At 59.5% G+C, this 16,336-nt stretch carries 17 protein-coding genes; 15 read left to right on the plus strand and 2 right to left on the minus strand.

Features of this window, described 5'->3' with window-relative positions; all coding sequences use genetic code 11:
• Positions 1–40 precede the first annotated feature (40 nt).
• The 6 genes from ispF (at position 41) to rpoS (ending at position 5,193) form a co-directional block, all read left to right on the plus strand.
• On the plus strand, positions 41–514 hold the full coding sequence (gene ispF, locus PMI25_RS00240; protein ID WP_007964300.1) for a 2-C-methyl-D-erythritol 2,4-cyclodiphosphate synthase: 474 nt from the start codon (positions 41–43) through the stop codon (positions 512–514).
• On the plus strand, positions 511–1,569 hold the full coding sequence (gene truD / locus PMI25_RS00245; protein WP_007964301.1) for a tRNA pseudouridine(13) synthase TruD: 1,059 nt from the start codon (positions 511–513) through the stop codon (positions 1,567–1,569). Before ispF ends, truD begins: the two co-directional genes overlap by 4 nt.
• Positions 1,557–2,306 (plus strand): 5'/3'-nucleotidase SurE, encoded by a 750-nt coding sequence (gene surE, locus PMI25_RS00250; protein WP_007964302.1) that lies wholly within the window; start codon positions 1,557–1,559, stop codon positions 2,304–2,306. Before truD ends, surE begins: the two co-directional genes overlap by 13 nt.
• A gap of 41 nt (positions 2,307–2,347) precedes the next feature.
• On the plus strand, positions 2,348–2,983 hold the full coding sequence (locus PMI25_RS00255; protein WP_169841266.1) for a protein-L-isoaspartate(D-aspartate) O-methyltransferase: 636 nt from the start codon (positions 2,348–2,350) through the stop codon (positions 2,981–2,983).
• Positions 2,984–3,195: 212 nt separating this feature from the next.
• Positions 3,196–4,077 (plus strand): peptidoglycan DD-metalloendopeptidase family protein, encoded by an 882-nt coding sequence (locus PMI25_RS00260; protein ID WP_007964303.1) that lies wholly within the window; start codon positions 3,196–3,198, stop codon positions 4,075–4,077.
• A gap of 105 nt (positions 4,078–4,182) precedes the next feature.
• Positions 4,183–5,193: an RNA polymerase sigma factor RpoS gene (gene rpoS, locus PMI25_RS00265; protein WP_007964304.1), complete on the plus strand. Its 1,011-nt coding sequence runs from the start codon at positions 4,183–4,185 to the stop codon at positions 5,191–5,193.
• Between the two features lie 599 nt (positions 5,194–5,792).
• On the opposite strand, the gene fdxA is transcribed toward rpoS, so the two are convergent.
• Both fdxA and mutS read right to left on the minus strand, forming a co-directional pair.
• Positions 5,793–6,116: a ferredoxin FdxA gene (gene fdxA / locus PMI25_RS00270; protein WP_007908827.1), complete on the minus strand. Its 324-nt coding sequence runs from the start codon at positions 6,114–6,116 to the stop codon at positions 5,793–5,795.
• A 163-nt stretch (positions 6,117–6,279) separates the two neighbouring features.
• Positions 6,280–8,862 (minus strand): DNA mismatch repair protein MutS, encoded by a 2,583-nt coding sequence (gene mutS / locus PMI25_RS00275; RefSeq protein ID WP_007964305.1) that lies wholly within the window; start codon positions 8,860–8,862, stop codon positions 6,280–6,282.
• Positions 8,863–9,071: 209 nt separating this feature from the next.
• Between mutS and PMI25_RS00280 the strand changes: the two genes are divergently transcribed.
• From PMI25_RS00280 to PMI25_RS27770, 9 genes are all read left to right on the plus strand, one after another.
• The gene (locus PMI25_RS00280; RefSeq protein ID WP_007964306.1) at positions 9,072–9,806 is read left to right on the plus strand and encodes a LexA family transcriptional regulator; all 735 of its coding nucleotides are present in this window, start codon (positions 9,072–9,074) and stop codon (positions 9,804–9,806) included.
• Between the two features lie 512 nt (positions 9,807–10,318).
• Positions 10,319–10,723 carry a tail fiber assembly protein gene (locus PMI25_RS00285; RefSeq protein ID WP_007964307.1) on the plus strand — a complete coding sequence of 135 codons (405 nt, stop codon included), beginning with the start codon at positions 10,319–10,321 and terminating at the stop codon, positions 10,721–10,723.
• Between the two features lie 144 nt (positions 10,724–10,867).
• Positions 10,868–11,209, plus strand: coding sequence for a phage holin family protein (locus PMI25_RS00290; protein WP_003222183.1), 342 nt, complete (start codon positions 10,868–10,870; stop codon positions 11,207–11,209).
• 72 nt (positions 11,210–11,281) lie between these two features.
• Positions 11,282–11,803: a hypothetical protein gene (locus tag PMI25_RS00295; protein ID WP_007964310.1), complete on the plus strand. Its 522-nt coding sequence runs from the start codon at positions 11,282–11,284 to the stop codon at positions 11,801–11,803.
• Positions 11,804–11,806: 3 nt separating this feature from the next.
• On the plus strand, positions 11,807–12,415 hold the full coding sequence (locus tag PMI25_RS00300; protein WP_007964312.1) for a phage baseplate assembly protein V: 609 nt from the start codon (positions 11,807–11,809) through the stop codon (positions 12,413–12,415).
• A 14-nt stretch (positions 12,416–12,429) separates the two neighbouring features.
• Complete coding sequence (locus PMI25_RS00305; protein WP_003222189.1) at positions 12,430–12,762, plus strand: phage baseplate protein; 333 nt, start codon at positions 12,430–12,432, stop codon at positions 12,760–12,762.
• On the plus strand, positions 12,759–13,754 hold the full coding sequence (locus PMI25_RS00310) for a baseplate J/gp47 family protein (RefSeq protein WP_007964315.1): 996 nt from the start codon (positions 12,759–12,761) through the stop codon (positions 13,752–13,754). Before PMI25_RS00305 ends, PMI25_RS00310 begins: the two co-directional genes overlap by 4 nt.
• On the plus strand, positions 13,751–14,386 hold the full coding sequence (locus PMI25_RS00315; protein ID WP_007964318.1) for a phage tail protein I: 636 nt from the start codon (positions 13,751–13,753) through the stop codon (positions 14,384–14,386). The genes PMI25_RS00310 and PMI25_RS00315 overlap by 4 nt, the downstream gene beginning before the upstream one ends.
• A complete protein-coding gene (locus tag PMI25_RS27770) occupies positions 14,387–16,336 on the plus strand; it encodes a phage tail protein (protein WP_007964319.1) in 1,950 nt (649 codons plus the stop codon).

Below are 16,336 nucleotides of genomic sequence, written 5' to 3' on the forward strand. Positions count from 1 at the left end.
AGGTAGAATCACGCCCTGACAAAAATCGGGGCGTTTTTTTATGCGTATTGGCCACGGCTACGATGTTCACCGTTTCGCTGAAGGCGATTTCATTACTCTGGGCGGCGTGCGCATTGCACACAGCTTCGGGCTGCTCGCTCATTCCGACGGTGACGTCCTGCTGCACGCCTTGAGCGATGCCTTGCTCGGCGCGGCTGCGCTGGGCGATATCGGCAAGCACTTTCCGGACACCGACCCGCAATTCAAGGGTGCCGACAGCCGTGTCCTGCTGCGGCATGTGGTCGCGCTGATCCACGCCAAGGGTTGGAAAGTCGGCAACGTCGACAACACCATCGTCGCTCAGGCACCGAAAATGGCCCCGCATATCGAAGCGATGCGCGCGTTGATCGCCGCCGATCTGCAAGTTGAACTGGATCAAGTGAACGTGAAAGCTACTACCACCGAAAAGCTCGGCTTTGTCGGTCGCGAAGAAGGCATCGCCGTGCATTCCGTTGCCTTGTTGCTGCGCGCATGAACGAACTGCAATTGCTTGGCCCGCGGGCCTATGGCGAACCACTCGGCACTGCGGTTCTGAAAGCCATCGCCGAAGATTTTCAGGTCGATGAAGTGCTCGACATCCCGTTCAGCGGCGATGGTGAGCACCTGTGGATCTGGGTGGAAAAACGTGGCCTGAACACCGAAGAAGCAGCGCGCCGAATTGCCAAGGCCGCCGGCGTGCCGTTGCGCACCGTCAGTTATGCCGGGCTCAAGGATCGTCAGGCGTTGACCCGTCAGTGGTTCAGCGTGCAACTGCCGGGCAAGGCTGATCCGGATCTGTCGGCGGCGGAAAACGACACGCTGAAGATCCTTAAAACCACGCGGCACAAGCGCAAGCTGCAACGCGGCGCGCATTCGGCGAACGGCTTCACCTTGCGCCTGACCCAGTTTGCCGGCGACAAGGATGCGATCGAGCAGCGTCTGCAACTGATCGCCAGGCAAGGCATTCCCAATTATTTCGGCGCCCAGCGCTTCGGCCATGACGGCGGCAACGTCGTTGATGCGCGTACCTGGGCGGCGCGCAAGGCATTGCCCGAGCAGCGCAATGTGCGTTCGCGGCTGCTGTCGACGGCGCGCAGTTTTCTGTTCAATCAGGTACTGGCCGCCCGGGTGGCCGATGGCACTTGGCAGCAGGCACAGGTCGGCGACCTGTTGGCGTTTACCGACAGCCGCAGTTTCTTCCCGGCCGGGGTTGCCGAATGCAGCGATCCGCGCCTGGCGATTCTCGACCTGCACCCGACCGGTCCGCAGTGGGGCGAAGGTGACTCACCGGCCGCCGGCGCTGTCCATGATCTGGAGCAGGGGATTGCCGAGCGTGAGGCGGATCTGCGCGATTGGTTGATCAATGCCGGAATGAGCCACGAACGTCGCATCCTGCGGCTGCCCATTGGCGGGTTGTCGTGGCATTATCCCCAGCCTGACATTCTGCAACTGGAATTCGTCCTCCCGGCCGGATGCTTCGCCACCGTATTGGTGCGCGAACTCGTTGATCTGGTGCCGGTGGGGCAGACGGACAGCCCATGCGTATTCTGATTTCTAACGACGATGGGGTAACCGCACCCGGTCTCGCCGCGCTTTATGCTGCGCTGGCGGATTACACCGAGTGCGTGGTTATCGCCCCGGAGCAGGACAAAAGCGGCGCCAGCAGTTCGCTGACGCTCGACCGTCCGTTGCACCCGCAATACCTGGCAAACGGTTTCATCAGCCTCAACGGCACACCGACCGACTGCGTGCACCTGGGCCTCAACGGCCTGCTGGAGCGCGAGCCGGACATGGTGGTTTCCGGAGTTAACCTCGGCGCCAATCTGGGCGATGACGTGCTGTATTCCGGGACTGTGGCGGCAGCCCTTGAAGGGCGTTTTCTCGAGCGCCCTTCGTTTGCGTTCTCGCTGTGCTCACGACAGGTGGACAACCTGGCGACAGCCGCACATTTCGCGCGCAAACTGGTCGAGGCCCACGCCGGGCTGGACCTGCCGCCGCGCACGGTGCTGAACGTGAACATCCCCAATCTGCCGATCGACCATATTCGTGGCATTCAACTGACCCGTCTGGGCCATCGCGCCCGGGCCGCGGCGCCGATGAAAGTAGTCGACCCGCGTGGCAAGGCCGGCTACTGGATTGCCGCTGCCGGCGACGCCGAAGATGGCGGCCCGGGCACTGACTTTCATGCGGTGATGCAGGGGTATGTGTCGATCACGCCGTTGCAGCTCGATCGCACTTTCAATGATGCCTTCAGAAGTCTCGACGGCTGGCTGGAGGAACTGCGCTGATGGCTCGTGAACACGAAGACAGACTGCGCAGCGGCATCGGCATGACGTCGCAGCGCACCCGTGAACGTCTGATCCAGCGTCTGTATGAAGAAGGCCTGTCCAACGCCAAGGTGCTGGAAGTGATCCGCCGTACGCCGCGTCATCTGTTTGTCGATGAAGCGCTGGCGCATCGTGCCTACGAAGACACCGCACTGCCGATCGGCCACAACCAGACCATCTCCCAGCCTTATATGGTGGCGCGCATGAGCGAGCTGCTGCTGGAGGCGGGGCCGCTGGACAAGGTGCTGGAGATCGGTACCGGTTCGGGCTATCAGACGGCCGTGCTGTCGCAACTGGTCGAGCGGGTATTTTCGGTCGAGCGCATCAAGGTTCTGCAGGATCGGGCCAAAGAGCGACTGGTCGAGCTCAACCTGCGCAACGTGGTGTTCCGCTGGGGCGATGGCTGGGAAGGCTGGCCGGCGCTGGCGCCGTACAACGGCATCATCGTCACCGCGGTCGCGACCGACGTGCCACAGGCCTTGCTCGATCAACTGGCCCCTGGTGGGCGGATGGTGATTCCGGTCGGTTCGGGGGAAGTGCAGCAACTGATGCTGATCGTGCGTGAAGAACACGGCTTTTCCCGTCACGTTCTGGGGGCGGTGCGCTTCGTGCCATTGCTCAATGGCCCGCTGGCCTGAGCATTTATTTGCGGGCGCTGAATTCCTTGCGCTGGCCTGTGTCTTACACCGGCAGCGATGGTTTAAACGCTACGAACTGTCCACGGGCAAACGTGTGCGTGAAGCGTTTTCGCATCTTTAACGGTAAAGCCTGTTCGGCCCGTTATACTTGCGACACTACTTGCCGCGATTCGGCATTCCACATATTTCAGCCACCACAAAGGGAGCGGCGGGTGAGTCTCACAGTCATTGCGCAGCGTATGGGTAACACGAGCTTTCAGCGCCTGGTGACTGGCCTTGTATTGAGCACCTTGCTGGTCGGTTGCTCCAGCACCAAATCGAGCAATGTGCGCGTGCTCGATCGCAACAGCGCGGCGGCCCAGCGGCCTGCCGTCACGACCGGGCAGTATGTAGTCCGTCCGGGCGATACGCTGTTTTCCATCGCTTTTCGCTACGGCTGGGACTACAAAGCCCTCGCGGCCCGGAACAACATTCCTACGCCGTATACGATCCACCCGGGTCAGACAATTCGCTTTGACGGTCGTACCGGTTCAACGCCGACGGCCGTGGTGAGCAACAGCAGTTCCGCGCCATCATCGTCGAGCAAAACCACGGTAATCCGACGCCAGGCGAATGGCACGACGACCACCACGGTGACCGGCTCCGGGGCCGCTGCTGCGGGGGCTGCACCGTCCGTCGCGAACAAATCGGCCCCGGCGCCGATGCCTCCACCAGGCCCGGCCCCGACCGGCTGGGGATGGCCATCTAATGGCATTCTGATTGGAAAATTCTCTTCAAACGGTAGTTTGAATAAAGGAATTGATATCGCCGGAGATTTGGGACAGCCTGTTTTAGCTGCGTCTGATGGGACGGTGGTTTACGCCGGGAGTGGCTTAAGGGGCTACGGCGAATTAGTCATCATCAAACACAGCGAAACCTACGTCAGTGCCTACGGACACAACCGCAGGCTGTTGGTACGGGAGGGGCAGCAGGTCAAGGTCGGACAGACAATTGCCGAAATGGGGTCAACGGGTACAGACCGGGTGAAACTGCATTTTGAGATTCGCCGCCAAGGTAAACCTGTAGATCCGCTGCAGTTCCTGCCCAAACGTTGATTTGAGGCCAGCCTGTTCCGTCGCGTAGAGGGGACAGGCTCCAGCGCTGCCAAGGATAAAGGCGTCGCTTGAGCTTGGGGTCGAACTCACCAAAGGACTATAACAATGGCTCTCAGTAAAGAAGTGCCGGAGTTTGACATCGACGATGAGGTTCTCCTTATGGAGGCCGGCATCGATTCGGAATCTTCGATGTCGAATGATGAAGGGGCTGCTCCACCTTCCGTTCGTTCCAAATCCAGACAATCCGCTTCACTTAAACAACACAAGTACATCGACTACACTCGGGCACTCGATGCCACGCAGTTGTATCTCAACGAAATCGGCTTTTCCCCATTGCTCTCCCCGGAGGAAGAAGTTCATTTTGCGCGTCTGTCGCAAAGTGGCGACCCTGCCGGGCGCAAGCGCATGATTGAAAGTAACCTGCGGCTGGTCGTGAAGATCGCCCGGCGCTACGTCAATCGGGGGCTGTCGCTGCTGGATCTGATCGAAGAGGGCAACCTCGGATTGATCCGCGCGGTGGAAAAGTTCGATCCCGAGCGCGGCTTCCGCTTCTCGACCTACGCGACCTGGTGGATTCGTCAGACCATCGAGCGCGCGATCATGAATCAGACCCGGACCATCCGGCTGCCGATCCATGTGGTCAAGGAGCTCAACGTGTACCTGCGGGCGGCACGGGAGCTGACGCAAAAGCTCGATCACGAACCTTCACCCGAAGAAATCGCCAACCTGCTGGAAAAACCGGTGGGCGAGGTCAAGCGCATGCTCGGCCTGAACGAGCGGGTTTCTTCGGTCGACGTCTCGCTGGGTCCGGATTCGGATAAAACCCTGCTGGACACTTTGACGGATGACCGTCCGACCGATCCATGCGAACTGCTGCAGGACGACGATCTGTCGCAGAGCATCGATCAATGGCTCTCGGAACTGACCGACAAGCAGCGCGAGGTGGTCGTACGCCGCTTCGGCCTGCGCGGCCATGAGAGCAGCACGCTGGAAGATGTAGGCCTGGAGATCGGCCTGACCCGGGAACGGGTGCGGCAGATCCAGGTGGAGGGCCTCAAGCGCCTTCGTGAAATCCTCGAGAAGAATGGCCTGTCGAGCGAGTCGCTGTTTCAGTAAGCGCCTCACACGCCTGCCGCAAGAAGCCCCGACTGGTTCGGGGCTTTTTATTGCCCGGATGCTGTCTGTGGCGAGGGAGCTTGCTCCCGCCGGGTTGCGCAGCAACCCCAAGATTCATGAGCGCTGCGCACTCAAGCGGGAGCAAGCTCCCTCGTCACTACGTTCATTGCCGGACAAATGGTCAGCAATTCCATCGTTTGTAGTCTCGCGATGTAAGCCTTGGCTTACTCTTTCGTAAGCGTTCCCTATTTTCGCAGGACGGTAGACGTCGACTGCTGCCGAGAGTCGAATTTAACCAATTGATTTATATGCTTATTTTTTAATATGAAGTGCTTATTACAGCGACTTTCCCCCTGCGGGGCCGATTGCTCTCGGCGGGGAACTCTTTAGTATCAGCACTGTGTCGACGGACAGACACGCCCTTCAAGGATGAGGGGAAAGGACATCGCAGGATGCGATTCATCAGGACGATGAAAAGGAATACAGGGAATAGGGAAAAAATGTGGGCGGGTCAAACCGCCCCTTTTTTTGCCTGTAGGAAAGTCAAACCCGAAAAAGCAAAAAGGCCCGCAAGGGGCCTTTTGGTAACGAGCGACAGATCAGCGTTCGAGGTCTTTGATCTTGCCTTTGACGCCATCCCACTCTTCGGCATCCGGCAGCGATTCTTTCTTCTCGGTGATGTTTGGCCAGATTTCAGCCAACTCAACGTTCAGTTGAATGAACTCCTGCATCTCTTCCGGAACTTCATCCTCGGAGAAAATCGCGACGGCCGGGCATTCCGGTTCGCACAGGGCGCAGTCGATGCACTCATCCGGGTGAATCACCAGGAAGTTCGGGCCTTCGTAAAAGCAGTCCACCGGACAGACTTCTACGCAGTCGGTGTACTTGCACTTGATGCAGTTGTCGGTGACGACGAAGGTCATTTCTAATTTTCTCCTCAGGCGGCGGCAGCGTAGCCCCTTCACGGTTGGGGTCGCCAGGTTCGGGAGCGATGTCTGCCAGCCAGGCTATTAGCCAGCAGCATCCCAAACCGCGCGAGATTCTAACAGCTTGAAGCCGTTTGCGTTATATCCGGTTCTTTGCTGCTTAGATCCGGTTCTTAAGTGCATATAACAATTCGAGCGCTCGACGCGGGGTCAGGTCATCGAGATCCACTTTGGCCAACTCATCGAGCACCGGATGCGGCAGGCTGGCGAACATGTCACTTTGCTGCGGGGCCGCCGGTTTGCCTTTGACGGCAGGCTTGGGCGCTTCATGCGGCAAAGCGGTGTCTTCCAGTCGGCTCAGGTGCTCGCGGGCACGCACGATCACTTCACTCGGCACGCCGGCCAGTTGCGCCACCGCCAGGCCGTAGCTCTGGCTGGCAGGCCCTGGCAACACATGGTGCAGGAACACGATGCGCTCGTTGTGCTCGGTGGCATTCAGATGCACGTTAGCCACCAAAGGTTCGGCTTCAGGCAGCACGGTCAGTTCGAAGTAGTGCGTGGCAAATAGAGTATAGGCACGCAGATGCGCCAGACGCTCGGCGGCCGCCCATGCCAGCGACAGACCGTCGAAGGTGCTGGTGCCGCGACCGACTTCGTCCATCAGCACCAGGCTGCGTTCGGTGGCATTGTGCAGGATGTTGGCGGTTTCGCTCATCTCCACCATGAAGGTCGAACGGCCGCCGGCCAGGTCATCGCTGGAGCCGATCCGGGTGAAGATCCGGTCCACCAGCGACAGTTCGCAACTGGCCGCCGGCACGAAGCTGCCAATGTGCGCCAACAGCACGATCAATGCGGTCTGGCGCATGTAGGTGGATTTACCGCCCATGTTCGGGCCGGTGATCACCAGCATCCGGGTGTTGTCATCCAGGCTCAGGTCGTTGGCCACGAACGGCGTGGTCAGCACTTGTTCGACCACCGGGTGACGACCCTGGGTGATGCGCATGCACGGCTCGCTGACGAAGCGCGGGCAGTTCAGGTCGAGGTTCAACGCACGTTCGGCGAGGTTGCTCAGCACGTCCAGTTCGGCCAGCGCGCCGGCAGTGTCCTGCAGCGGTGGCAGTTGGCTGATCAGATCTTCCAGCAGCGCCTCGTAGAGCATTTTCTCGCGGGCGAGGGCACGGCTCTTGGCCGACAGCGCCTTGTCTTCGAATTCTTTCAGCTCGGGCGTGATGAAACGCTCGGCGCCCTTGAGCGTCTGGCGACGGATGTAGTCTGCCGGAGCCGATTCCGCCTGCTTGCTCGGCAGTTCGATGAAGTAGCCGTGAATACGGTTATAGCCAACTTTCAGGTTGGCCAGGCCGGTGCGGGCCTTTTCCCGGGCTTCCAGATCAATCAGGAACTGGCCGGCGTTTTCGCTCAGCGATTGCAGCTCGTCGAGTTCGCTGTCGTAACCGGTTTTCAACACGCCGCCGTCGCGGATCACCGCTGGCGGGTTGTCGATGATGGCTTTTTCCAGCAGCGCCGCCAGTTCAGGGTAGGTGCTGGTGGTGGTTGCCAGGCGTTGCAGGTGCGGCGCTTCTAGATCGGTCATCGCCACTTGCAGTTGCGGCAGGGCACCGAGAGCATCGCGCAGGCGGGCGAGGTCACGGGGGCGCGCATTGCGCAGGCCGATCCGCGCCAGAATCCGCTCGATGTCGCCGATTTCCTTGAGCTGTGGTTGCAGCTTTTCAAAACGGTAGCCGTCGAGCAGGCAAGTGATCGACGTCTGCCGCGCCAGCAGCACGGTCAGATCGCGCAGCGGACGGTTCAGCCAACGGGTCAGCAAACGGCTGCCCATCGCGGTCTGGCAACGATCGACCACCGATTGCAGGGTGTTGTCGCGACCGCCGGCCAAGTTGGTATCGAGTTCCAGGTTGCGACGGCTCGCACCGTCGAGCACCACGGTGTCGTCCAGGCGCTCATGACGCAGGCTGCGCAGATGGGGCAGGGCGGTGCGCTGGGTTTCCTTGGCATAGGCCAGCAGGCAACCGGCGGCACCGATGGCCAGGGTCAGGGTTTCACAACCGAAGCCTTTCAGGTCTTGCGTGGAGAACTGCTGGCAGAGGCTCTTCAGCGCCGAGTCACGCTCGAAATCCCACGGCGCGCGGCGACGCACACCACGGCGTTTTTCCGCCGGCAGGTCTTTCGGCCAATCGTCCGGGATCAGCAGTTCCACCGGGTTGACCCGCTCCAGTTCCGCCAGCAGGTTCTCCCAGCCCTTGATCTCCAGCACAGTGAAGTTGCCACTGGTGATGTCCAGCACCGCCAGACCGAACAGACGCTCGTCGCCCAGCACGGCGGCAATCAGGTTGTCGCGGCGTTCATCAAGCAGCGCTTCGTCGCTGACCGTACCCGGAGTGATGATGCGCACCACCTGACGTTCCACCGGCCCCTTGCTGGTAGCCGGATCGCCGACCTGTTCGCAGATCACCACTGACTCGCCGAGCTTGACCAGTTTCGCCAGGTAACCTTCCGCCGCGTGGTAAGGAATCCCGCACATCGGAATCGCTTGCCCCGCCGACTGGCCGCGCGCGGTCAGGGTGATGTCGAGCAACTTGGCAGCCTTCTTCGCGTCTTCATAGAAGATCTCGTAGAAGTCGCCCATGCGATAGAACATCAGCTGATCCGGGTGCTGATTCTTCAGGCGCCAGTATTGCTGCATCATCGGGGTGTGGGAGGACAGGTCGGAGACGGCTTTATTCATCGGATTGTCAGGTAACTCGTTAAATGATGTAGGGCAAAAGCGAGGGCAACCGCCGGGCTTTTCCGCGATGGGCGCAAGGTTACCATGGGCGGTCGGCTCGACGCAGGCATGGCGGCCGGCTGACACTTTCTGCGTTTAATTGTGATTTATGCACGATTTATGCAAATCAGCATTTGTCTTCGGAAAAAACTTCAAGCACTATGCGCGTTATGCAAAAACGCAACGTATCCTCCGTCTTAAGAGCACTGCTCGACCAGCACGGGATCTCCCCCACGGAGCTCCACCGTCGCACCGGCGTGCCTCAATCAACGCTCTCGCGGATTCTCAGCGGGAAGATCGTCGATCCTTCGGATAAACACATTTCGAAGATTGCCGAATACTTCAATGTGAGCACTGATCAATTGCGTGGTCGCGCCGATGTCGCCCCGGCGACTGGCGGCGCGCGCGATGACGTGCATGCGGAACTCAAGGACATAAGCCTGTGGGACGACGATACCCCTGTCGATGACGACGAGGTGTCGGTGCCCTTCCTTCGTGAGGTTGAATTGGCTGCTGGATCAGGAAGATTCGTCATTGAAGAGAGCGAACGCTCTAGCCTGCGCTTCGGCAAGCGCAGCCTGCGCCATAACGGTGTGCAGTTCGACCAGGCCAAATGCGTGACGGTGCGCGGTAACAGCATGCTGCCGGTGTTGCGGGATGGCGCCACGGTCGGAGTCAACGCCGGCAAGTGCGGCATCGGCGATATCATCGATGGTGACCTTTACGCGATCAATCACAATGGTCAGTTGCGCGTGAAGCAGCTCTACCGCCTGCCGACCGGCATCCGTCTGCGCAGTTTCAACCGCGATGAGCATCCGGACGAAGACTACAGTTTTCAGGACATGCAGGACGAGCAGATCGTCATCCTCGGTCACGTCTTCTGGTGGGGCATGTACGCCCGATAGATTTTCACCCGTCACAGAAACCCGCCTCATGGCGGGTTTTTTTTCGCCTGAATAAAACCCTCGAGCCCTTGATTTATGCGGCCTGCATGCGGTTGTGCATTTTCAGCGCATAAATAAATGCATTTATGCATTGACTGTATATGCATCCATGCATATTCTTGCCACCAAGCCGCTCGACAAAGCGGCTGGCAACAACAGCTCTTTAGTTCCACAAGAACAGGCAGCGATGAACCGGCCTCAACGGTTCAGAGGGTTGGCAACTGACCCGGGTGTGCAGCGTAAAGCACCAAGAGCAGTTATCCGGCGGGCAGGGACCGCGGTCGGAAAAACAATTTGAATGGACTCGTACCGCGCCAGTAGCGCCGAAAAGTCAGCTTCCTTCTCGAATACGGGATTTGAAGGAAGGCGAAGGAGCGCATTACTGAAAAGCCCGGCCAGGTGCCGGGCTTTTTGGAATGCCTGCCAGATTCCATCACGACATTCATCGCTAACACCACACAAAGGAAGACTAAATGAATCTCTATGCACTGGTTGAATACAACAAAGTTACCCAGCTCAAGGAAAGTGAAGTCAGCCCGGAAGCACCTGCTTCGCCAACGTCGTTTTGGGTTGATGTAACAGGTAATACGCAGATTCGCGTCGGCTGGAGCGCAACATTCGATGGCGTCTGGACATTCACGCCGCCCTCCGAGCAAGAACTGCGCGATGAAGCGCAGCAGCAGAAATGGAAATTGCTGAATGTTGCCGCTGGTTGGCTGCTGCTCAACTCCCTGAATTACAAAGTTGAGACCGGCGTTGCCACCACGGCAGAACAAGCCCTGCTGCTGACGTACAAACAATATTGCATCGACGTCAGCGACATCGATAAACAGCCGGGTTATCCCGTAACGATCGTGTGGCCAGTCGCGCCCTTCTGATTCAGCAAATCCGCCGTCATTAAAATCTGGAGCGCATTACTGAAAAGCCCGGCCTCAGCGCCGGGCTTTTTGGAATGCCTACCTGAAGAGACATCGCTTGAACCCAACACACAACACTCATCAACTAAAACCAGGAGGCGTGACATGACAAACGAGCAACAAGCGTTGGCGGACATGCCGATCTGGCTGGTCATCCTCCTCGCTGTAGTGGGCGGGGTGTCCGGCGAAATGTGGCGCGCCGACAAGGAGGGCGCTCGTGGCTGGTCATTGCTGCGGCGTCTGGCCCTGCGCTCCGGTGCCTGCATGATCTGCGGCGTCTCGGCGATCATGCTGCTGTATGCCGCCGGATTATCCATCTGGGCCGCTGGTGCCTTCGGTTGCCTGACCGCGATGGCCGGTGCCGACGTGGCCATCGGTCTTTACGAACGCTGGGCCGCCAAGCGTATTGGCGTCTGCGAAGTTCCCCCGCCGCGCGATCCCCAGTAACTCAACACTTTCTTGCCTCGCTGCAACTGATGCGGCGGGGCTGCGCGTGGACAATTGAAAAGGAGGTCATGCATGCCCGCACCGATCCAGCAGCCTTCGCAGCTGTTCACGGCGATGGCGACAACCTTGCGCAACAGCGCCGGCCTTAATCTGCAAGTTGGCAATCACGACGACTTCACGGCACCCGGCGCTCAGGCCTGGGCGTTGATCGACTTCGACCGTAATGCACCGGGCGCACGGGCCGCTGACGGGCGTATCGCCCACGTCATGACGGTGTCGCTGCAAGTCATTCCGGCACTTTCTGCGAGCGCATTTGCTGCCTGGGATCTGATCGCCGTACTGAAAAACCTGATCACCGACAACCGCTGGGGACTGCCCGGTGCTCAATGTGATCTGCCGATGAACCTTGATGGTTTGCCGTCAGTGCTCACACGCGCCGACCAGCCATACAAGGCTTGGACCCTGACTTTCACCCAGACCCTCTATCTCGGCCCGACCTTGCTCGACGACCCGCTCGGCACACCGAAATTCGCCCGTACCTGGGAAGTCAGCAATATCGACGATCCGGACCAATACACCGCGCTGGAGGCCTGACTGATGTTCGACGCATTACTGCGCATGCAACTGGGGCCAATCATCGAGCGGCTGGCCGAGATGGAAGCGGAAATCGACGATCTGCACCGACGCGCCGAGAGTTTCTGTCGCATCGGCGTCTGTCAGGCAGTCGATGCTGCGAGCAACACCTGCCAGGTCAGTCACGGTGGATTGCTGACGCCAGCCATCAAGTTCTTCAACCCGAGCGCCGGAGCGCAGAGCGAATCGCGAATTCCGAGCGTGGGCGAGCAATGCCTGCTGCTCAACTACGGCAGCGGTGAAAGTGGCGCGCAAAGCGTGGCGTTGTTCGGTTTGAACAGTGACCGCTTTCCACCGACGGCAACGGTACCGACGCTGACGCGCCGGGTGCATGTCGACGGCAGTGAAAGCGGCTACGACGACGCCACACACACCCTGCATTGGCAGAACGGCCCGGCGGCTTTCACCGGTTCTCGCGAGTCGCTTGCACTGAGCATCGGCCCTGCGCAACTGACGATGACGCCACAGCTGATCAGCCTGCAACTGGGCGGCGTCGGCCTGAGCATCGACGCCTCGGGCGTGCACTTCAGCGGCCCGTTGGTGGATCACCAGGGCCGCGTCATCAGCCCCTGAATCAAGAGCTTCCCATGATCGGAATCGATAGAGACTCCGGGGCCACGGTCGACGACTGGCTGCAGTTTGTGCAGCGCGCGACACGAGCCCTGACCACGCCGCTGGGCACCCGGCAAAAAAGGCCCCTCTATGGCTCGCTGATCCCCACGCTGCTGGGGCAGAACCTCGGTGACGACGTTCTGCTCCTGGCCCAGAGCCACGCGGCTCAGGCGTTCTACAACGCGCAGAACGGGATCAGCGATTTTCAGCCGAGCGTGATCGTCGCCAGCCGTCAGGGCGCCGGTCTGCTGCTGCGTTTCGCCGGCACCTGGAAAAACCGTCAACAGACCTTCGAGGTAGTGACATGAGCATGTTGATCCCCGGCCAGAACCAATTGGCCGAACCGGCGCTGATCACCGTCGACGCCTTCGAAGACCTGCTCGCCGAGTTCAAGACCTTCGTCGTCGAATACGTTGGCGCCCGCGCACCGGACAGCGCGGCGAAACTCAAGACCAGCCTCGACAACGAAAGCGAATTGCTGACCCTGGCGCTCGAGGCTTTCTGCGTGCGCCTGCAAACCCACGAACGCAAATACAACGCCCGCATCAAGCAGATGCTCGCGTGGTGGGCGACCGGCAGCAACCTCGATGCACGGCTGGCGGACATGGGCCTGGAGCGGCAGTTGCTCGATCCGGGCGACCCGGCGGCATTCCCGCCGGTACCCGCGATTTACGAAAGCGACGACGACGCGCGGCTGCGTTATTACCTGGCGCCGCACGCCCCAGCTGCGGGCTCGCGGATGCAATATCGTCGCGAAGTGTTCACCCTCGGTGAGCGGCCAACGGTGAAGGTCGAATCCAGCGATGCCGGTGTGGTGAATGTCACCTACACCTTCAATCCTGACGGCCTCGCTGCACAGGTCAAGGACGGCAATGGACGCCGCACGGCGCCGGGCGAAGTGCAGGTCACGGTGTTGTCGCGAGACGGCGATGGCACCCCGTCTCAAGTGTTGCTGGAAGGCGTACGTCAGCACTTCGCCCGCCCTGATGTGCGACCGGAAACCGACCTGGTCACGGTCAAGGCTGCCGACATTCAGCACTACAAGATTCGCGTGGTGGCGAAGATCAATTCCGGCCCCGATTCGGGCCTGACCAAAGTCGCCGCACAGCAGCAATTGCAGGCCTACGCCGACAGTTGCCATCGCCTCGAAGGGCGGGTCGACCCGAGCTGGATCGACTACACGCTGCACAGCGCTGGCGCCGTGCAACTGCAGATTCTCGAACCGCTGGCGCCGATCGTCACCACGGCGTTTCAGGCGCCGTACTGTACGGCGGTCGAGGTCGAGGTGCTGACGTTATGAGTGAGTCAACACAACGCCCGACCTTGTTGCCGGCCAACAGCTCGGCACTCGAACGTGGACTGGATCTGGGCTTCGGCACACTGCTGGATCGCATCGCGCCGCCGTTCCCCGAACTGATGAACCCGAGCGAAACGCCGGTCGCTTTCCTGCCGTATCTGGCAGCGGATCGCGGTGTCGCCGAGTGGAGCACCAGCGCACCGGAAGCGGAAAAGCGCCTGACCGTCGAACTGGCCTGGCCCACCGCGCGGCAGGCCGGCACTCGCAAGGCGCTGGAAAACGCGGCCAAGGGTTTGCAACTGCGCCCCGAAGTCCGCGCCTGGTACGAACAGACGCCGCCCGGCGTGCCTTACAGCTTCACTGTGCGCGCCTTCAGCGATCAACCCTACAGCGCAGAAATCGACGCCCGTCTCGACCGACGCCTGGCCGATGCCAAGAGCGAACGGGACATTCTCTCGGTGACGGTTGGCTTGAGCGCGTTCGGCAGCCACTCCATCGCCGCCGCGACTTTCTGCGGTGAGCTGACGACGGTTTATCCGGTGTTCATCGAAGGGCTTGAAACCTCTGGCGAGGCGTTCATGGCCGCCGCGATGTACACCGTCGAAACATCCACTATTTATCCTCAGGGGGCCTGAATGGCTGACTATTACACCCTGCTCACCAACGCAGGGATTGCCTACGAAACGGCGTGCAAGGCCGCGGGAACGCCGATCAAGTTGACGCAGATTTCCGTCGGCGATGGCGGCGGCTCGGTCTACAACCCGGCCGCGACCGCCACCGCGCTGAAACGCGAAGTCTGGCGCGGGCCGCTCAATGCGCTGTTCCAGGACGAGAAAAACCCGAGTTGGCTGCTCGCCGAAGTGACCATTCCGCCGGACGTTGGCGGTTGGTACGTGCGTGAAGCCGGGCTGTGGACCGACACCGGGATCCTCTACGCCATCGTCAAATACCCGGAGTCGTTCAAACCGGTACTGGCGACGTCGGGCTCGGGCAAAGAGTTCTACATTCGCTCGATTTTCGAGACCAGCAATGCATCGCTGGTGACCTTGCTGATCGACGACACGGTGGTCAAGGCCACCCGTGCGTGGGTGGCCGGGTATGTGGCTGATGAGCTAGCCAAGCTTGATGCCAAGCAATCTGTACGCGTGGCGACGACGGGCAATATTGTTTTGAACTCCGCGCAATCCGTTGATGGTGTTGCGGTTGTTGCTGGTGACAGGGTATTGGTGAAGAACCAGACTCTGGCGAAAGATAATGGCATCTACATAGTTGCCAACGCCGCTTGGGTTCGCGCAAAAGATGCCGATAGCAATTTGAAAGTTACTTCGGGGCTGATGGTTTCTGTCGAGCAGGGTGCGACGTTCGCCGACACAATCTGGCAATTGGTCACGGATGGAGAAATTGCTCTAGGTATCACCGCTCTGAATTTCCAAAACATAACTTTTGGTTTTGCACCACTCAAATCCCCTGCGCTTCTGGACAGTCCGACTGCACCCACCCAGGCGCAGTTTGATAGCAGCAAATTGTTGGCGACCACTGAGTTTGTTCAACGGGCGCTGGGTAGTTATGCAGATTTGGTAACTTATCCGGGCAGCATTGATTTGACGGCAAATGATGTCGGCAAGTTGATTGCTCCTGGTGGATCAGGTTCGACAGTCACACTTCCTGACGCAGGCACCGTACCTCAAGGATCGATCGTTACTGTTTTGGCGGGATTGAATGGGGCAACCTTCAAGGCCAGGACCGGACAAACCTTGATCGCGATCAACGGTGCCGCGGGTCCCTTTACCCAGCCCCAATCGACGGTTTCGGCGTTTCGGCGTCTGAGTAATGGGCTCGGGTGGACCATGGAGGGCGGTGACGGAGCGCTGAAATATTCTCCGATCATGTCTGGTGCGCACTGGATAACCGCCCCCCAATTTGATAGTGGCAAGACGTTAGCTACTACTGAGTTCGTTCAGCGCGCTCTAGGAAACTTCGGCGGCCAGACAAACATCGTTACTCTTCCGGCCTCATTGACACCCGCTATGGCAGGACGAAGGATTGTAGTCACTGGTCCGGGAGCTTTGACTCTGCCCTCTCTGAGCGCCAGTCCTGTCGGGTCGAAGTTTTACATCCTCAACATCGGAACAGGGGATGTTACCGTCAATCGTCAAGGGACTGACAATATCGCAGCGCTCGCGAAAACATTTACCAGTATTACGGTCCAGAGCGCTTCTAATGTTGTTGTAACCTGCGGTGACAACAACTATGTCATTGAAGAGGGGGCTTCTTCGCTCAAGTACTCGAATGAGTTTTCCGCCTTACTGTCTCCGAACGGCTATCAGAAACTTCCCTCCGGATTGATCATTCAATGGATGACAGCCGCGTTTTCAAAGGCTGCAATGACTACCCCGTTCAATTTGCCCATCGCGTTTCCTAACGCGAACTTTGGCTGCACGGTGTCACAAACGGACAGCACAATTTATTCACCATCTGGTTCACCTTTTGTGTCTGGTATGGCGAATGGATTAGGTCAGGTGGTTTTACAGTCGAACTATACGCCCAGTCAGTCTGCAGTTCGAGTGCTTGCTTTCGGAGCTTAA

It is taken from the genome of Pseudomonas sp. GM30 (assembly GCF_000282275.2).
Classification (GTDB): domain Bacteria; phylum Pseudomonadota; class Gammaproteobacteria; order Pseudomonadales; family Pseudomonadaceae; genus Aquipseudomonas.